The following is a 16,877-nucleotide window of genomic DNA, read 5'->3' as shown; positions in this document are numbered from 1 at the left end:
GAGATCCGGCGCCGAACCGCCCGCATACCGCCAGGTAGGCTGCCCCGGCCAGCAGGATCGCTGGGATCGCAGGATCGAACGACGAGGAGCCACCCGGTGCCCGAGCTGCCACCCCCGATCACCGTCGTCGGGATCGGGGCCGACGGATGGCCCGGTCTCGCCGTCGGCTCCCGGGCCGTGCTGCGGGAGGCCGAGGTCGTCGTCGGCGGCCCCCGCCAGCTGGACCTGCTCCCCCGCGACGAGGTCACCGCCGAGCGCATCCCCTGGCCGTCCCCGCTGCGCCCCGCCGTCCCCGGGCTGCTCGCCGCCCAGGCCGGCCGCCGCGTCGCCGTCCTGGCCAGCGGCGACCCGATGTTCCACGGCATCGGCCGCACCCTCGCCGAGACCGTCGGCGCCGAGCGCCTGCGCGTCCTGCCGCACCCCTCCTCCGTCTCCTACGCCTGCGCCCGGCTCGGCTGGCCGCTGGAGGCCACCGAGGTGGTCAGCCTGGTCGGCCGGCCGCTGGACACCCTCTCCCTCGCCCTCCATCCCGGCCGCCGCCTGCTGGTGCTCAGCGCCGACGCCACCACCCCGGCCGCCGTCGCGGAGCTGCTCACCGCCCGCGGTCACGGCACCGCCCGGCTGCGGGTGCTCGAACAGCTCGGCTCCCCCGCCGAACGCCACCTGGACGGCCCCGCCGACGGCTGGCCGCACCCGCCCGGCGACCCACTGAACGTCATCGCCGTCGACCTCGGCGACGGCCCCCACACCTCCCTCGTCCCCGGCCTGCCCGACGCCGCGTACGAGAGCGACGGCCAGCTCACCAAGCGCCACGTCCGCGCCGCGACCCTCGCCACGCTGGCCCCATCCCCCGGCGAACTGCTCTGGGACGTCGGCGGCGGCTCCGGGTCGATCGCCATCGAGTGGCTGCGCGCCCACCGCGACTGCCAGGCCGTCAGCATCGAGCGCAACCCGGCGCGGGCCGAGCGGATCACCCGCAACGCCGCCGAACTCGGCGTTCCCCGACTCCGCGTGGTGACCGGCCCCGCCCCCGCCGCACTCGCCGAACTCCCCACGCCCGACGCCGTGTTCATCGGCGGCGGCCTCACCGCGCCCGGCCTGCTGGACGGTTGCTGGGCCGCGCTGCGCCCGGGCGGCCGGATCGTCGCCAACACCGTGACGCTGGAGTCCGAGGCGCTGCTCACCGAGTGGTACCGGCGCCACGGCGGGGAACTCGTCAAACTCACCGTCGCCCACGCCGTCCCGGTGGGCGGCTTCACCGGGTGGCGCCAGGCCATGCCGGTCACCCAGTGGTCCGCCGTCAAGCCCGAGCCCGACGTCCTCAAGCCCGGAACCCCCGAGCCCGAAACCCCCGAACCCGACACCCGCCAGGAGAACGCCTCGTGACCGTCCACTTCATCGGAGCCGGCCCGGGCGCCGCCGACCTGATCACCCTGCGCGGCCAGCGCATCCTGGCCCGCGCCGAGGTCTGCCTGTACGCGGGCAGCCTGGTCCCGCGCGAGCTGCTGGACGAGTGCCCGCCCGGCGCCCGCCTGATCGACACCGCGCAGCTCAACCTGGACCAGATCACCGCCGAACTGGTCACCGCACACGAGGCCGGCCAGGACGTGGCCCGGCTGCACTCCGGCGACCCCTCCGTCTTCTCCGCCGTCGCCGAGCAGATGCGTCGCCTGGACGCGGCCGGCGTGCCGTACGAGGTGGTCCCCGGCGTGCCCGCCTTCGCCGCCGCCGCGGCCGCGCTGAAGCGGGAGCTGACCGTCCCGACCGTCGGCCAGACCGTCATCCTCACCCGGATCGCCAAGCGCGCCACCCCGATGCCCGAGGGCGAGGACCTCGCCACCCTCGGCCGCAGCGGCGCCCTGCTGGTGCTGCACCTGGCCGCCGGCTACGTGGACGACGTGGTCGAGCAGCTGCTCCCGCACTACGGCGCCGACTGCCCGGCCGCCGTGGTCGCGATGGCCAGCCGCCCCGACGAGCTGGTGCTGCGCGGCACCGTCGGCGACATCGCCGAGCAGGTCAAGGCCGCGGGCGTGGTCCGCACCGCCGTCATCATCGTCGGCCGCACGCTGGCCGCCGAGCAGTTCCGTGACAGCCACCTCTACTCGGCGGACCGCGAGCGCCCGCACGAGCCGTGCGGGGCGTGATGCGGCACCTGCTCATCCTCGGCGGGACCACCGAAGGGCGGGCACTGGCCGCCGAACTCGCCCCGACCGCGCACCGGGTCACCAGCTCGCTGGCCGGGCGGGTCGCCCAACCCCGGCTGCCCGCCGGGGAGGTGCGGATCGGCGGCTTCGGCGGAGCGGAGGGCCTGGCCGACTGGCTGCGCGCGGAGCGCGTGGACGCGGTGGTGGACGCCACCCACCCGTTCGCCGCCGGCATCTCGCAGAACGCCGCCCTCGCGGCCGCCGCCACCGGCGTTCCCCTGCTGGTGCTGCGCCGCCCCGGCTTCACCCGCGTCGACGGGGACCACTGGCTCCCCGCGCCCTCGCTCGCCGCGGCGGCCGACCTGCTGCCCCGGCGCGGGGAGCGGGTCTTCCTCACCATCGGACGGCAGGGCATCGCCGCCTTCGCCCACCTGGACGGCGTCCACTTCCTCGCCCGCTCGGTGGACCCGCCCGAGCCCCCGGTGCCGCCCTCGTTCGAAGTCCTGCTGGACCGCGGCCCGTTCACGGTCCACGGCGAGGAGGCGCTGCTGCGCAAGCACGACATCGACGTCCTGGTCACCAAGGACAGCGGCGGCGCCGCGACCGCTCCCAAGCTGACGGCCGCCCGCGGACTCCGCCTGCCGGTCATCATCGTGGAGCGCCCGCCGGTACCGGAGGGCGTACCGGTCGTACCCGACGTCCCGGGCGCACTGCGCTGGCTGGAGCAACTGCGGTAGGAGGCCCGGCGACCACGACTGCCCACCGCGCTCGTGGTGACCGTTCGCCGCCCCGGGGAAATGGCGGGCGGGCCCGCCGGATGACGGGCAGGATGGTCCGATGAGCGATGATCAGCGTACCCGGACGCCCCGTACCGCCGACGAACGCACCACTCTGGCAGGCTTCCTGGACCACCAGCGTGACACTCTCGCGATGAAGTGCGCGGGCCTCACCACGGAACAGCTCCGCGCCCACGTGCTGGAACCCTCCGGGCTCTCCCTGCTCGGGCTGGTCCGCCACCTCGCCGAGGTGGAGCGCAGCTGGTTCCGCAACGTCCTCAACGGCGAGGACGCGCGTGGCTTCTGGGCGCACCCCGACGGCTCCTTCGCCGAGTTCGACGTCGACACCGCCGACCCCGACGAGGCCTTCACGATCTGGCGCAGCGAGTGCGACCACGCCAGGGAACTCGTGGCCGCCGCGGAGTCGTTGGACGTCCTGGGCCACTACGGCGACGAGGTCTTCTCGCTGCGCTGGATCCTCACCCACATGATCGAGGAGTACGCCCGCCACAACGGCCACGCCGACCTCCTCCGCGAGCACCTCGACGGCACCACCGGCGTGTAGCACCGGCGTGTAGCACCGGAGGGCACCGGACAGCGCAGGACGGACAGCACCGGCGCCGGCGTCGCAGACAGGGAGCGAGCAGGAAGTGCGGACCCACCAGAAGGAACGCCGGACCCCCGGGCCGTCCGAGCCCTGGAACGAGATCGTCCCCGGGCTCTGGATGGGCGGGCACTACTACACCCCGCCCGGCGGCGAGCTTGAACTCGCGATCGTACGGGCCGAGTTCGACCTGGTGGTCAGCCTCTTCACACTCCCCGGGCACGGCCCGGCACCGGGGGTGGAGCACATCGTCCGGGAGGTGCCCGACGACCTTCTCTCCCCCGGTCAACTGCTCGCCGTCCAGGAGGCGGCCGAGCTCACCGCAGCCGCTGTCCGGCGGGGCCGGCGCACGCTGGTGCGCTGCCACTCGGGCTACAACCGCTCGGGCCTGGTGGTGGCGCAGGCGCTGGTCGACCTCGGGCACGAGAGCGGTGAGGCGGTCCGGCTGGTCCGGCAGCGGCGCTCGCCCTGGGCGCTGAACAACCCGGTGTTCGTGGACTACCTGAACACCGGGTTGGAGGTTGCCGTGCTGCTGACCGGCCTCGACGGGTGAGGCCGGTCAGCAGCATGGCGATCCGTCAGATGTCGCGGAAGGTCTCGATCTGGGCGCCGATGGAGTTGAGGCGCTCGGCGAGGTCCTCGTAGCCGCGGTTGATGACGTAGACGTTGCGCAGGACGGAGGTGCCCTGGGCGGCGAGCATGGCAAGTAGGATGACCACGGCGGGGCGCAGGGCCGGCGGGCACATCATCTCGGCGGCGCGCCAACGGGTGGGGCCCTGGACCAGCACGCGGTGCGGGTCGAGGAGCTTGACGTCGGCGCCGAGGCGGGTCAGCTCGGTCAGGTAGATCGCGCGGTTGTCGTACACCCAGTCGTGGATCATCGTGGTGCCGTGCGCAGCCGCGGCGATGGCGGCGAAGAACGGCACGTTGTCGATGTTGATGCCGGGGAACGGCATCGGGTGGATGGTGTCGATCGGCGCGGTCAGCTTGGAGGGGCGCACGGTGAGGTCGACCAGCCGGGTGTGGCCGTTGTGGGCCCGGTACTCGGGAGTGCGGTCGTAGTCGAGACCCATGCCCTCCAGCACCGCGAGCTCGATCTCCAGGAACTCGATCGGCACCCGGCGGATGGTCAGCTCGGAGGAGGTGACGACGGCGGCGGCCAGCAGGCTCATCGCCTCCACCGGGTCCTCGGCCGGGGTGTAGTCGACGTCACAGGTGATCTCCGGGACGCCGTGCACGGTGAGGGTGGTGGTGCCGATGCCCTCGATCCTGACACCCAGCTTCTCCAGGAAGAAGCAGAGGTCCTGGACCATGTAGTTGGGCGAGGCGTTGCGGATGACGCTGACGCCGTCGTGCCGCGCGGCGGCCAGCAGGGCGTTCTCGGTGACGGTGTCCCCGCGCTCGGTCAGCACGATCGGGCGGTCCAGCGGAGCGCCCGGCTCGACCGAGGCGTGGTAGGCACCGCCGGTGGTGGCGACCTCCAGGCCGAAGCGGCGCAGCGCGGTCAGGTGCGGCTGCACGGTGCGGGTGCCGAGGTCACAGCCGCCCGCGTACGGGATGGCGAAGTGCTGGGCGCGGTGCATCAGCGGACCGAGGAACATCAGCACGCTGCGGGTGCGGCGGGCCGCCTCGACGTCCATCGCCGCGAGGTCCAGCTCGGCGGGCGGGGTGAGTTCGAGGTCGCGGCCCTCGTTGATCCAGCGGCTCTTGACGCCGATGCTGGTGAGCACCTCAAGGATGCGGTAGACCTCTTCGATCCGGGCGACGCTGCGGATCGTGGTGCGGCCGGTGGTCAGCAGCGAGGCGCAGAGGATCGCCACGCAGGCGTTCTTGCTGCTGCGCACGTCGATCGCGCCGGAGAGCCGGGTACCGCCGGCGACGCGCAGGTGCATCGGGCCGGAGTAGCCGAGGGAGACGATCTCGCTGTCGAGGGCTTCGCCGATGCGGGCGATCATCTCAAGGCTGACGTTCTGCTTGCCCTGTTCGATGCGGTTGACCGCGCTCTGGCTGGTTCCGAGGGCCTCTCCGAGCTGCGCCTGGGACCAGCCGCGGTGCTGGCGCGCGGTACGGATGAGGGTGCCGATACGGGTGAGGTAGTCGCCTGTCACTCGCCAGACGATATCTCATGGTTGAGATGGCGACAGAACCAGGGGCCCTACATGCCGCTCCATTTGTCCGCTTCTCGCCCCGTATGGACGTCAGTTCTTCACACCACCACGTGATGTTGTCACGCCGTCGTGACACTCGTGACAATGTCACGGCCCCGGCGGCTCCCTCCGGAGCGCGCACCACCTCACGGCCCGAGCGGCTCCGCCCGGCCGACGACGGTGCCCGCGCGGTCGATGCAGATGACGTCCACCGCGACCGGCGAGCCCAGCAGCACGCCGAGCGCCGTCGCCCGGGCCGCCTCGGCAACCAGGTCCCCGAGCGGCACCCCGGCCGCACGGCACAACTGCACCGCCTCCAGCGCGGTGTTGGCGCCCGCGACCGCTTCGGCCAGCACCTCGTCCGCCCCGCCCCGACGGGCCAGTTCGGCCAGGTACCCCTTGTCCACCTGGGAGCGTGCCGAGTGCAGGTCGAGGTGGCCGGCCGCGAGCTTGGACAGCTTGGCGAAGCCGCCCGCGATGGTCAGCCGGGGCACCGGGTGGCGCTTGAGGTACTTGAGCACGGCACCGGCGAAGTCGCCCATGTCCAGCAGCGCGTCCTCGGGCAGCCCGTGCTCCGCGACCGCGACCTTCTCCGAGGTCGAACCGGTGCAGCCGGCCACGTGGGTGCGCCCCGCCGCCCGGGCCACGTCCACCCCGCGGCGGATCGAGTCGATCCAGGCCGAGCAGGAGTACGGGACGACCACCCCGGTCGTGCCGAGGATGGACAGACCGCCGAGGATGCCGAGCCGGGGGTTCCAGGTGGAGCGGGCGATCTCCTCGCCGTGGTCGACCGAGATCTCGACCACGACGTCCCCGCTGCCGCCGTGCGCGGCGGCCACCTCGGCGACGGCGTCCCGGATCATCTGCCGGGGCACCGGGTTGATCGCGGGCTCGCCGACGGGCAGCGGCAGGCCGGCCTTGGTGACCGTCCCCACCCCGGGACCGGCCCGGAAGACCACCCCGGTGCCGGGCTCGCCGGACCGTACGGTCGAACGGATCAGCGCGCCGTGGGTGACATCGGGGTCGTCGCCCGCGTCCTTGACCACCCCGGCCATGGCGGCGGCCGGCCGCCGCTCCGCACCGGTCAACTCCTGCGCTCTGGTCACCCCCTCCGCGCCGGTCAGCTCCTCGGCGCCGGTCAGCTCCTCGGCGGCGAGGGCGAAGGCGGGCTGCTGGCCCTTGGGCAGGGTGATGACCACCGGGTCCGGGAACTCTCCGGTGAGCAGCGCGGTGTACGCGGCCTTGGTGGCGGCGGTGGCACAGGCTCCCGTCGTCCAGCCGGGCCGCAGGCCGCTGCTCTTCAGCTGGCCGGCCCGGCCTCCCACTCCGGCTCCCGTCTCGGTTCCCGCTGCGGCCACCTGCGCCCCGTTTCCGACGGCGTCCGCGCCGTCCTGCTCCGCTGCGGCGGCCGCACCGGTCGCCGTCGCCGATTTTCCCCCACCCGACCGGGCGGGGCCCGACCGGGGTGGCGGTCACCGCGCCGTGCGCGACCTGTGGAGATACCAGGACCCGCACCCGTTCGCGGGCCGGAGCAGCACCTGTGCACGCGCTGCGAAGGAGGAGGCGTCCCGCCTTCCCGAAGAGTTCTCCGCAGGGGCCTCGCCCATCACACCTACCAGTGAGTAATCTGGCGGTCCGCCAGAAGCGGGTTCATGACACGTGGGCCCGGTCGGGGTCGACTTCCCCGCCGGGCCATCAGTATGTGGGGGTTTTTTGTGGCAGGGATGAATCGGCGTACGTTCCTCACCGGTACGTCGGTGGCCGCGGCCTGGTCGGCCTTGTCGCTGGGCGGCGCGCAGTTCGCCTCGGCCGCGGCGCGCGACCAGGCGCTGGCCACGACAGCCGCGCGGGCGGTCAGGACCACCGGGACCACGCTGGAGCAGGTGGCCACTCCGGTCGGCACCGGCGGCTACAAGCGCCTGACGGCCGGGCCGGGCTGGCCGCTGGTGGTGCGCGGCGACCTGGCATCGGCGACCGCCGGACGGGACGACCGCCGGACCGGCCTGGCCAGCTTCGTCCAGTTCAGTGACCTGCACCTGGTGGACACCGAGTCCCCGGTGCGCTTCGAGTACCTGGCCAAGCTCAACGGCAGTGCGTACCGGCCGCAGGAGGCCCTGAACGCCCGCGGTGTCTCGGCTCTCGTCGAGCGGGTCAACTCGCTCGCCGGTGGCCCGTACACCGGGATGCCGTTCAGCATGGTGATGGCCACCGGCGACAACACCGACAACCACGAGCTCGCCGAACTCGACTGGTACCTCAAGGTCATGGGCGGCGGCCGGCTGGCCCAGAGCACCGGCGACCCCAGCCGCTACGAGGGCGTGCAGAACTCCGGCAACGCCGCCTACTGGAACCCCGAACTCACCTACACCGACGGCTACAAGGCGAAGGGCTTCCCGCAGGTGCCCGGCTTCCTGTCCGCCGCCGGCCGTCCCTTCGACGCACCGGGCCTGCGCACGCCCTGGTACACCACGGTCGGCAACCACGACGACAGCATCGAGGGCTCGCTGCCGGACTTCGGGCTGCTGAACGACCTGTACACCGGCCAGTACAAGCTGGAGGGCTGCGACGACGCCACGGCCGGCCAGCTGATGGACTCGCTGCGCCGCGACCCGGCGGGCGCCGTGCTGCTGCTGGCGAAGCTGATCGCCAGCGGCGAGGCGGTGCGCCGGATCACCCCGGACGAGCGCCGCCGGCCGTTCACGCTCAAGGAGTTCGCCAAGGCCCACCTGAACCCGGCGGTCACCGGCGCCGGCCCGTACGGACACGGCTTCACCTCGGACATGGTGAACAGCGGCAAGCTCTACTACACCTTCCGCATCTCGGAGAAGGTGGTCGGCATCAGCCTGGACACCACCAACCAGGCCGGGTTCGCCGACGGTTCGCTGGGCACCGCGCAACTGCGCTGGCTGGAGCAGCAGTTGCAGGCACACAGCGGGCACTGGTACGACGCCGACGGGCGCAGGGTGACGGGCGGGAGCACGGACGAGCTGATCCTGGTCTTCAGCCACCACACCAGCGGCTCGATGGGCAACCTGCTGCCGGACCCGCGCAACATCTTCGAGGGGCGGCACGACGGCAACGAGCTGGTGGCGCTGCTCCAGCGCTACCCGAACGTGGTCGCGTGGGTGAACGGGCACACCCACATGAACAAGATCACGCCGCACGGCCACGCGGTGCCGGAGCGGGCGTTCTGGGAGATCAACACCGCCTCGCACATCGACTACCCGCAGCACGGGCGGATCATCGAGATCGCGGACAACGGGGACGGCACGCTCTCGCTGTTCACCACGCTGATCGAGTCCTCCGCGCCGTACGGGACGGACTTCGGCAGCACCTCGGACGCCAACCTCGCGGCGCTCTACCGCGAGCTGTCGTACAACGACCCGAACGGCCGCCCGACGGCGCTGCTGGGCGCGGGCGAGGACCACAACACGGAGCTGCTGATCACCAAGCCGACCCGGTAACGGCTTCCGGGGGACGGAGAACGGCGAACAGATGACAGCGAACAGATGATGAAATCTGTTCGCTGTCATCTGTCGCCCGTCACTCCTCCGGGTACCGCCGCGGCGTCCAGACGACCTCCACGCCGCCGCCCCGCTCGACCGCCTGCGTCTGCGAGGAGCCGATCAGCAGGATGGTCCGCATGTCGACCAGCGCCGGGTCCAGCTCACCCAGTCGGACGATCCGCACCCGCTCGGTCGGGCCGCCCACGTCACGGGCCATCACCACCGGGGTCTGCGGCGCCCGGTACTCCAGCAGCAGGTCCCGGGCGAGCCCGACCTGGGTGGTCCGGGACTTCGAGCCCGGGTTGTACAGCGCGAGCACCAGGTCCGCCTCGGCCGCGGCGCGCAGCCGCTTCGCCACCACGTCCCAGGGCTTGAGCCGGTCCGAGAGCGACACCGTCGCGTAGTCGTGCCCGAGCGGGGCGCCGGCCCGGGAGGCGGCCGCGTGGGCAGCGGTCATGCCCGGGAGCACTCGCACCGGGACGTCCCGGTACGCCTCCTCACAGGCGACCTCCAGCACCGCGGTGGCCATCGCGAACACCCCCGGGTCGCCCGAGGAGACCACCGCGACGCGGTGCCCGCGGCGGGCGAGGTCCAGAGCGAACTCGGCGCGCTCCGACTCCACCTTGTTGTCCGAGCCGTGCCGCTGCTGCCCCGGCCGCTCGGGCACCCGGTCCAGGTAGGTGGTGTAGCCGACCAGGTCGGTGGCCTCGGCGAGCGCGCCACGCGCCTCGGCGGTCAGCCAGAGCGGTCCGGCCGGCCCGGTGCCGACCACGGTCACGCTGCCGACGCCGTCCGAGAGCCGGACCTCCGGCTCCAGCGGCGCGACCTTGCTCGGCAGCACCGCGACCGAGAAGTAGGGCACCGTCTCACCGTCGACCTCGGCGAGCGGCGCGACCCGCTCCCCCGCCATGAAGGCCCGCTCCACGTACTGCGCGTCCGCCAGCCGCCCCGCCCGCTCCAGGGCCCGGCGGACGGTCGGGAAGGTGCGCCCCAGCTTCATGATCACGGCCGAGTCGGCGGCGGCGATCCGCGCCGTCAGCTCTTCCTCGGGCAGCGTGCCGGGGATGACGGTGAGCGTCTCCTCGGCCTCGGTCAGCGGCTGCCCGAGCCGGGCGGCGGCCGCGCTGAGCGAGGTCACGCCCGGCACCACCTCGGTCGGGTAGCGGTGCGCGAGCCGCTTGTGCATGTGCTGGTAGGAGCCGTAGAAGAGCGGGTCTCCCTCGGCGAGGACCACCACGTCGCGCCCGGCGTCCAGGTGGGCGGCCAGCCGGGCGGCGGCCTCCTCGTAGAAGTCGTCCAGCGCGCCGCGGTAACCGCCCGGGTGGTCGGTGGTCTCGACGGTGAGCGGGTAGACCAGTTTTTCCTCGACCTGACCACCAGTCAGGTACCGATCGGCGATCGACCGCGCTATGGACCGGCCGTGCCGGGCGCTGTGGTAGGCCACCACGTCGGCCCTGCCGATGAGTTCGGCGGCGCGGACGGTCACCAGCGAAGGGTCGCCCGGGCCGAGCCCGACGCCGTACAGCCGACCCGTGGCCCTCTGCTGATCCGTCACTCTTCTTCGCTCGCAATCGCGTTGACGGCGGCGGCGGCGATCGCGCTGCCGCCACGCCGGCCGCGCACCACCAGGTGCTCCAGGCCGGACGGGTGCTCGGCCAGGGCCTGCTTGGACTCGGCGGCGCCGATGAAGCCGACCGGGACGCCGATCACCGCGGCCGGTCGCGGCGCACCCGCCTCGATCATCTCCAGCAGTCGGAACAGCGAGGTCGGCGCGTTGCCGACGGCGACCACCGCGCCCTCCAGCCGGGGCAGCCACAGTTCCATGGCCGCGGCGCTGCGGGTGTTGCCCATCTTCCGGGCGAGTTCGGGCACCGACGGGTCGGTGAGGGTGCAGATCACCTCGTTGTCGGCGGGCAGCCGCTTGCGGGTGACGCCGCTCGCGACCATGTTGACGTCGCAAAGGATGGGCGCACCGGCGTGCAGCGCGGCGCGCGCGGAGGCGACCACGCCGGGCGAGTACACCAGGTCCTCGACCAGGTCGACCATCCCGCAGGCGTGGATCATCCGCACCGCGACCTGGGAGACGTCCGCCGGGAGGGCGGCCAGATCGGCCTCCGCACGGATGGTGGCAAAGGACTGGCGGTAGATGGACGCGCCGTCCTTCTCGTACTCGATCACTTCGTCGTCCTCCTGGCCTCGGCGACCGCCTCGGCCATCTCCTCGTTCGTCACGTCGACGCTCGTCGCATTGACGTCCGTCGCATCGGCGGCGGTCGCGGTGGACGCCGCACCGGGCCCCGTCCCGTTCACCGTCACCCGGTAGCCGCGCCCCGTGGCGAGCACGTCCACCCACCGCCCGGCCGGGTGGCCGCAGCGCCGTTCACAGCCCGACCAGTGGACGGGCAGAACACCGGCGGGGCCGGCACCGGCTCCCGCCGCGGCGCCGGCGTCCAGCGCCCGGGCCGCGTCCGCACGGACGTCGGCCCGCGACTTGGCGCAGCCCGGCAGCCCGGTGCAGGCGGTGGCCCGTTCCCAGGCCGAGCCGGGCTCGGTACGGAAGCCGGCCGCGGCGAGCGCGGGCAGCCGGTCGGCCGCGGCGCCGGGCAGCACCGCCCCGCGCCAGGGCGTCAGCCGCAGCTCACCGGCCGAGGCGGCGACCAGCGTCCGCCACTGTCCGGCGCTCGCCCGGCCGAAGCGCAGTCCCACCGAGAGCCCGCCGGGCAGCGCGCCGACGGCGGGCGCGGTGCCGGCGAAGTCGGGCAGCGGCGCCGAGCCGGCCGGCATCAGTTCGGGGACCTCGCGCAGGTGCCAGGCCCTGCGACCGTTCGTCCGTAGTGCCGTCAGGAAGGCGCGGGCCGCGTCCAGCACGGCCGTGACCTCCTGCCCGGCCTCGACCGGGTGTCCGCGCCCGTCGCGGCCGAGGCGCAGCAGCCCGGTACCGTCCGGGCCTGCGATCAATGTCACATCGGCGTCGAGCGCGGCGACGTCGCCCCGCCCGTCGTCCAGCGCGAACAGGAACTTGCCGGAGAGCCCGGCCGCCCAGTCGCTCGCGCACAGCCGTGCGTCCAACTCCCGCACCCAGGCCTGCACATCGGCGGTGCCGGAGGTGTCGCCGGCGGCGTCCAGTCCCGCCGTCGGCGAGGCGACGATGTTGCGGACCCGCTCGTGGGTGTCCGAGGGCAGCAGTCCGACGGCGCGCAGCCGGTCGGCGAGCTCGGCCGCGCAGTGCGGGGCCAGGCCGCGCAGCTGGACGTTGCCGCGCGAGGTGGTCTCCAGCTCGCCGTCGCCGAGGGCTTCGGCCGCCTCGGCCAGCGCGAGCGCCTGACGGCCCGTCAACAGGCCGCCGGGGAGGCGGATTCGGGCCAGGGCGCCGTCGTCGGCCGCATGCAGACGAAGCGCTCCGGGGCAGGCGTCCGCACGCCCCCGGTCGGGCACCTCCCGGTCGGGTCCTGCGGCGCCCGGCGCGGCGGCGGCGGGTGTCGGTGGCATGGCGGCGAGCATACAGATGATCCGATCGCTTGCCTCCGTCCGCTGCATCACACCCCGGCCCGGCAGGCCGCCCCGCCTGCCGGACGTCCGAAAGCTCACCCTCCCCCAGGTCAGCCGCACCCCGTACGATGCTGGCGGACGGTCCCCGCGGGCCGCCCACACGCCAGCGACGGCGCAGGGGAGGAAACCGGTGCGAACCCGGTGCGGTCCCGCCACTGTGACCGCGGCTCACCGGTAGACCGGTCGGCCGCGGGAGCCAGGAACTCCTGCCGTCCTCCACCGGCCCGGGGCGCGGACCCCGAGGAAGGCAGAAATGTTCCAGCGCTGTCGCATGCCCGCGCCCGCGTCCCCGGCCGCCATCACGGCCGTTCCGGCCGCCGCCACGACCACCCCGGTCGACCGCGCGGCCGTCCCGGCCACCACAGCGGCCGACCCGGCCCAGATCCCGGCCACCCTGGCCACCGACGAGGCCGGGAGGGCCTTCGCATGATCCTGCTGCTGTCGACGTCCGACACCGACCTGCTCAGCGCCCGTGCCTCCGAGGGCCCGGTGCGCTACCGGCTCGGCAACCCGGCCCGGCTCACCCCCGAGGACCTGCCCGCGCTGCTGGAGGGAACCGAGCTCGTCGTGGTCCGCCTGCTCGGTGGGCGCCGCGCCTGGCAGGAGGGCCTGGACACCCTGCTGGCCGGCCCCCGCCCGGTGGTGGTGCTGACGGGTGAGCAGGCCCCCGACGCCCAGCTGATGGAGCTGTCCACCGTCCCGGCCGGCATCGCCGCCGAGGCGCACGCCTACCTGGCCCACGGCGGCGCGGCCAACCTGGCCGAGCTGGGCGCCTTCCTCTCCGACACCGTGCTGCTGACCGGCCACGGCTTCGCCCCGCCCGCCTCCGCCCCGGCCTGGGGCCCGCTGGAGCGCGAGGCCCGTACGTCCGATGGCCCGACGGTCGCGGTTCTCTACTACCGCGCCCACCACATGAGCGGCAACACCGCCTTCGTGGAGACGCTCTGCCGGGCCGTCGAGGACCAGGGCGCCCGGGCCCGGGCCTACTACTGCGCCTCGCTGCGCGGCGCCGAGCCCGAGCTGCTGGCCGCGCTCGGCGAGGCGGACGCGATCGTCACCACCGTGCTCGCCGCCGGCGGCACCCGCCCGGCCGACGCCCAGGCCGGCGGGGACGAGGAGGCCTGGGACGCGGGCGCGCTGGCCGGACTCGACCGCCCGATCCTCCAGGCGCTCTGCCTCACCTGGTCGCGCGCCCAGTGGGAGGGCAGCGACGACGGTCTGTCCCCGCTGGACACCGCCACCCAGATCGCCGTCCCGGAGTTCGACGGCCGCCTGATCACCGTCCCGTTCTCCTTCAAGGAGCTGGACGAGGACGGCCTCACCGTCTACGCCGCAGACCCGGAGCGCGCCGCCCGGGTGGCCGGCACCGCCGTCAGGCACGCCCGCCTGCGGCACGTGCCGGCCGCCGAGCGCCGCCTCGCCCTGGTGCTGTCCGCGTACCCGACCAAGCACTCCCGGGTCGGCAACGCCGTCGGCCTGGACACCCCGGCCAGCGCGGTGCGGCTGCTGGAGCGGCTGCGCGCGGAGGGCATGGACCTCGGCGACGGCCTGCCCGGTTTCCACACCGGCACCGAGGACGAGGGGCACGAGGGCGACGCGCTGATCCACGCCCTGATCGCGGCCGGCGGCTACGACCAGGACTGGCTCACCGAGGACCAGCTGGCCCGCAACCCGGTGCGCATCCCCGCCGCCGACTACCGCCGCTGGTACGCCACCCTCCCGCAGGGCCTGCGCGAGCAGGTCGAGGAGCACTGGGGCCCGGCCCCCGGTGAGCTGTACGTCGACCGCTCGCAGAACCCCGACGGCGACATCGTGCTGGCCGCGATCCGCTCCGGGAACCTGCTCGTGCTGATCCAGCCGCCGCGCGGCTTCGGCGAGAACCCGGTCGCCATCTACCACGACCCCGACCTGCCGCCGAGCCACCACTACCTGGCCGCCTACCGCTGGATCGAGGCCGCCCAGGAGGACGGCGGCTTCGGTGCCCACGCCGTGATCCACCTCGGCAAGCACGGCAACCTGGAGTGGCTGCCCGGCAAGACCGCCGCGCTGTCCGCCGAGTGCGGCCCCGACGCCGTCCTCGGCGACCTGCCGCTGATCTACCCCTTCCTGGTCAACGACCCGGGCGAGGGCACCCAGGCCAAGCGCCGCGCCCACGCCACACTCGTCGACCACCTCGTCCCGCCGATGGCCCGCGCCGACTCCTACGGCGACATCGCGCGCCTGGAGCAGCTGCTGGACGAGCACTCCAACATCGCCGCGATGGACCCGGCCAAGCTGCCGGCCATCCGCGCCCAGATCTGGACCCTGATCCAGGCCGCCAGGCTCGACCACGACCTCGGCCTGGACGAGCGCCCCGAGGACGACGGCTTCGACGACTTCCTGCTGCACGTCGACGGCTGGCTCTGCGAGGTCAAGGACGCCCAGATCCGCGACGGTCTGCACGTGCTCGGCCAGGCGCCGGCCGGCACCGACCGGGTCAACATCGTGCTCGCCATCCTGCGCGCCCGGCAGATCTGGGGCGGCGTCAGCGCGCTGCCCGGCCTGCGCGAGGCGCTCGGCCTCGACGAAGCGGCGCTGACCCTGGGCGCCACCGACGCGGCCGAGGAGCAGGCCCGCGCCCTGGTCGAGGCGATGGAGGCGGAGGACTGGGCGCCCGCGGCGGTCGGCAAGGTCGTCGCCGGGCTGCCGGAGGCCGTCCAGGAGCCCGTCCGCGAGGTGCTGGCCTTCGCCGCCACCCAGGTGGTGCCGCGGCTGGCCGCCACCACCGACGAGCTGGACGCCGTGCTGCACGCGCTCCAGGGCGGATTCGTCCCGGCCGGCCCGTCCGGCTCGCCGCTGCGAGGCCTGGTCAACGTGCTGCCGACCGGCCGCAACTTCTACTCCGTCGACCCGAAGGCCGTCCCCAGCAAGCTCGCCTGGGAGACCGGCCAGGCGCTCGCCACCTCGCTGATCGAGCGCTACCGCTCGGACAACGACGGCGCCTACCCGCCCTCGGTCGGGCTCTCGCTCTGGGGCACCAGCGCGATGCGCACCGCCGGCGACGACATCGCCGAGGCCTTCGCCCTGCTCGGCGTCCGCCCGGTCTGGGACGACGCCTCGCGCCGGGTCACCGGCCTGGAGCCGATCCCGCCGGCCGAGCTGGGCCGCCCGCGCATCGACGTCACGCTGCGCATCTCCGGCTTCTTCCGGGACGCCTTCCCGCACGTGGTCGCCCTGCTGGACGACGCGGTGCGCCTGGCCGCCGCCCAGGAGGAGTCCCCGGAGTCGAACTACGTCCGCGCCCACGTGCAGGCCGACCTCGCGGTGCACGGCGACGAACGCAAGGCCACCGTCCGCGTCTTCGGCTCCCGCCCGGGCACCTACGGCGCGGGCCTGCTCCAGCTGATCGACAGCCGGGACTGGCGCACCGACGCCGACCTGGCCGAGGTGTACACGGTCTGGGGCGGCTACGCGTACGGCCGCGGGCTGGACGGCCGCCCGGCGCGCGAGGAGATGGAGACCGCCTACAAGCGGATCACCGTCGCCGCGAAGAACACCGACACCCGCGAGCACGACATCGCCGACTCGGACGACTACTTCCAGTACCACGGCGGCATGGTGGCCACCGTGCGCGCCCTCACCGGCAAGGCCCCGACCGCCTACATCGGCGACTCGACCCGCCCGGAGACGGTCCGCACCCGCACCCTGACCGAGGAGGCCGCCCGGGTCTTCCGCGCCCGGGTGGTCAACCCGCGCTGGATCGAGGCGATGCGCCGCCACGGCTACAAGGGCGCCTTCGAGATGGCCGCGACGGTGGACTACCTGTTCGGCTACGACGCCACCACGGGCGTGGTCGCGGACTGGATGTACGAGAAGCTGACCCAGGAGTACGTCCTCGACCCGGTCAACCGGGAGTTCCTCGCGGGCGCCAACCCGTGGGCGCTGCACGGGATCAGCGAGCGGCTGCTGGAGGCGGCGAGCCGCGGGCTGTGGGAGCAGCCGGACCCGGAGCTGATCGAGCAGTTGCAGGCCGCGTTCCTGGAGACCGAGGGGGACCTGGAGGGCGGCGAGGACTGAGCTTGACTATTAACCCCGCCAAGATCATCTCTTGGCGGGGTTCGTCGTTCGCCTGACAGCTGGGCGGCCTTTGCGTGATCGTGTCTTCTCGCTGAA

13 protein-coding genes and 1 riboswitch are annotated in these 16,877 nt (G+C 73.7%); of the genes, 8 read left to right on the top strand and 5 right to left on the bottom strand.

Annotation, left to right across the window (positions count from 1 at the left end; all coding sequences use genetic code 11):
- Positions 1 to 96: 96 nt before the first annotated feature.
- From cbiE to ACIRRH_RS35090, 5 genes are all read left to right on the top strand, one after another.
- Complete coding sequence (cbiE, locus tag ACIRRH_RS35110; RefSeq protein ID WP_403075606.1) at positions 97 to 1,386, top strand: precorrin-6y C5,15-methyltransferase (decarboxylating) subunit CbiE; 1,290 nt, start codon at positions 97 to 99, stop codon at positions 1,384 to 1,386.
- On the top strand, positions 1,383 to 2,144 hold the full coding sequence (gene cobM / locus ACIRRH_RS35105) for a precorrin-4 C(11)-methyltransferase (protein WP_224278408.1): 762 nt from the start codon (positions 1,383 to 1,385) through the stop codon (positions 2,142 to 2,144). Before cbiE ends, cobM begins: the two co-directional genes overlap by 4 nt.
- Positions 2,144 to 2,881, top strand: coding sequence for a cobalt-precorrin-6A reductase (locus tag ACIRRH_RS35100; RefSeq protein WP_403075769.1), 738 nt, complete (start codon positions 2,144 to 2,146; stop codon positions 2,879 to 2,881). Before cobM ends, ACIRRH_RS35100 begins: the two co-directional genes overlap by 1 nt.
- A gap of 100 nt (positions 2,882 to 2,981) precedes the next feature.
- Positions 2,982 to 3,485 carry a DinB family protein gene (locus ACIRRH_RS35095; protein ID WP_403075604.1) on the top strand — a complete coding sequence of 168 codons (504 nt, stop codon included), beginning with the start codon at positions 2,982 to 2,984 and terminating at the stop codon, positions 3,483 to 3,485.
- An 85-nt stretch (positions 3,486 to 3,570) separates the two neighbouring features.
- Positions 3,571 to 4,077 carry a protein phosphatase gene (locus tag ACIRRH_RS35090; protein WP_403075602.1) on the top strand — a complete coding sequence of 169 codons (507 nt, stop codon included), beginning with the start codon at positions 3,571 to 3,573 and terminating at the stop codon, positions 4,075 to 4,077.
- A 25-nt stretch (positions 4,078 to 4,102) separates the two neighbouring features.
- Here ACIRRH_RS35090 and ACIRRH_RS35085 read toward each other — a convergent pair whose 3' ends face one another.
- Positions 4,103 to 5,632, bottom strand: a complete 1,530-nt coding sequence (locus tag ACIRRH_RS35085; protein WP_403075600.1) for a UDP-N-acetylglucosamine 1-carboxyvinyltransferase — start codon at positions 5,630 to 5,632, stop codon at positions 4,103 to 4,105.
- A 185-nt stretch (positions 5,633 to 5,817) separates the two neighbouring features.
- Positions 5,818 to 6,996, bottom strand: coding sequence for a cobalt-precorrin-5B (C(1))-methyltransferase (locus tag ACIRRH_RS35080; RefSeq protein ID WP_403075598.1), 1,179 nt, complete (start codon positions 6,994 to 6,996; stop codon positions 5,818 to 5,820).
- A gap of 399 nt (positions 6,997 to 7,395) precedes the next feature.
- Between ACIRRH_RS35080 and ACIRRH_RS35075 the strand changes: the two genes are divergently transcribed.
- A complete protein-coding gene (locus tag ACIRRH_RS35075; RefSeq protein WP_403075596.1) occupies positions 7,396 to 9,135 on the top strand; it encodes a TIGR03767 family metallophosphoesterase in 1,740 nt (579 codons plus the stop codon).
- Positions 9,136 to 9,214: 79 nt separating this feature from the next.
- Here ACIRRH_RS35075 and ACIRRH_RS35070 read toward each other — a convergent pair whose 3' ends face one another.
- From ACIRRH_RS35070 to ACIRRH_RS35060, 3 genes are read right to left on the bottom strand one after another with little or no spacing between them, the layout of a single operon-like run.
- Positions 9,215 to 10,732, bottom strand: coding sequence for a precorrin-2 C(20)-methyltransferase (locus tag ACIRRH_RS35070; RefSeq protein ID WP_403075593.1), 1,518 nt, complete (start codon positions 10,730 to 10,732; stop codon positions 9,215 to 9,217).
- Positions 10,729 to 11,355, bottom strand: coding sequence for a precorrin-8X methylmutase (locus ACIRRH_RS35065; RefSeq protein ID WP_360338504.1), 627 nt, complete (start codon positions 11,353 to 11,355; stop codon positions 10,729 to 10,731). Before ACIRRH_RS35065 ends, ACIRRH_RS35070 begins: the two co-directional genes overlap by 4 nt.
- Positions 11,352 to 12,665, bottom strand: coding sequence for a hypothetical protein (locus tag ACIRRH_RS35060; RefSeq protein WP_403075590.1), 1,314 nt, complete (start codon positions 12,663 to 12,665; stop codon positions 11,352 to 11,354). Before ACIRRH_RS35060 ends, ACIRRH_RS35065 begins: the two co-directional genes overlap by 4 nt.
- Positions 12,666 to 12,845: 180 nt before the next feature.
- Positions 12,846 to 12,931: riboswitch (cobalamin riboswitch) on the top strand.
- A 47-nt stretch (positions 12,932 to 12,978) separates the two neighbouring features.
- Here ACIRRH_RS35060 and ACIRRH_RS35055 point away from each other — a divergent pair.
- Positions 12,979 to 13,155, top strand: coding sequence for a hypothetical protein (locus ACIRRH_RS35055; RefSeq protein WP_403075588.1), 177 nt, complete (start codon positions 12,979 to 12,981; stop codon positions 13,153 to 13,155).
- Positions 13,152 to 16,781 (top strand): cobaltochelatase subunit CobN, encoded by a 3,630-nt coding sequence (cobN, locus tag ACIRRH_RS35050; RefSeq protein ID WP_403075585.1) that lies wholly within the window; start codon positions 13,152 to 13,154, stop codon positions 16,779 to 16,781. Before ACIRRH_RS35055 ends, cobN begins: the two co-directional genes overlap by 4 nt.
- The last annotated feature ends 96 nt before the right edge of the window (positions 16,782 to 16,877 follow it).

Origin of the sequence: Kitasatospora sp. NPDC101235 (assembly GCF_044767505.1) — a bacterium.
Lineage (GTDB): Bacteria > Actinomycetota > Actinomycetes > Streptomycetales > Streptomycetaceae > Kitasatospora.
Note: the sequence above shows the minus strand (reverse complement) of the source record. Positions and strands in the feature narration are given on the sequence as shown.

Excerpts from the sequence above, each read along its gene's own strand:
- ACIRRH_RS35095 (WP_403075604.1), top strand. The coding sequence starts at position 2,982 with ATGAGCGATGATCAGCGTACCCGGACGCCCCGTACCGCCGACGAACGC.
- ACIRRH_RS35100 (WP_403075769.1), top strand. The coding sequence starts at position 2,144 with ATGCGGCACCTGCTCATCCTCGGCGGGACCACCGAAGGGCGGGCACTG.
- ACIRRH_RS35055 (WP_403075588.1), top strand. The coding sequence starts at position 12,979 with ATGTTCCAGCGCTGTCGCATGCCCGCGCCCGCGTCCCCGGCCGCCATC.
- ACIRRH_RS35060 (WP_403075590.1), bottom strand. The coding sequence starts at position 12,665 with ATGCCACCGACACCCGCCGCCGCCGCGCCGGGCGCCGCAGGACCCGAC.
- ACIRRH_RS35075 (WP_403075596.1), top strand. The coding sequence starts at position 7,396 with ATGAATCGGCGTACGTTCCTCACCGGTACGTCGGTGGCCGCGGCCTGG.
- cobN (WP_403075585.1), top strand. The coding sequence starts at position 13,152 with ATGATCCTGCTGCTGTCGACGTCCGACACCGACCTGCTCAGCGCCCGT.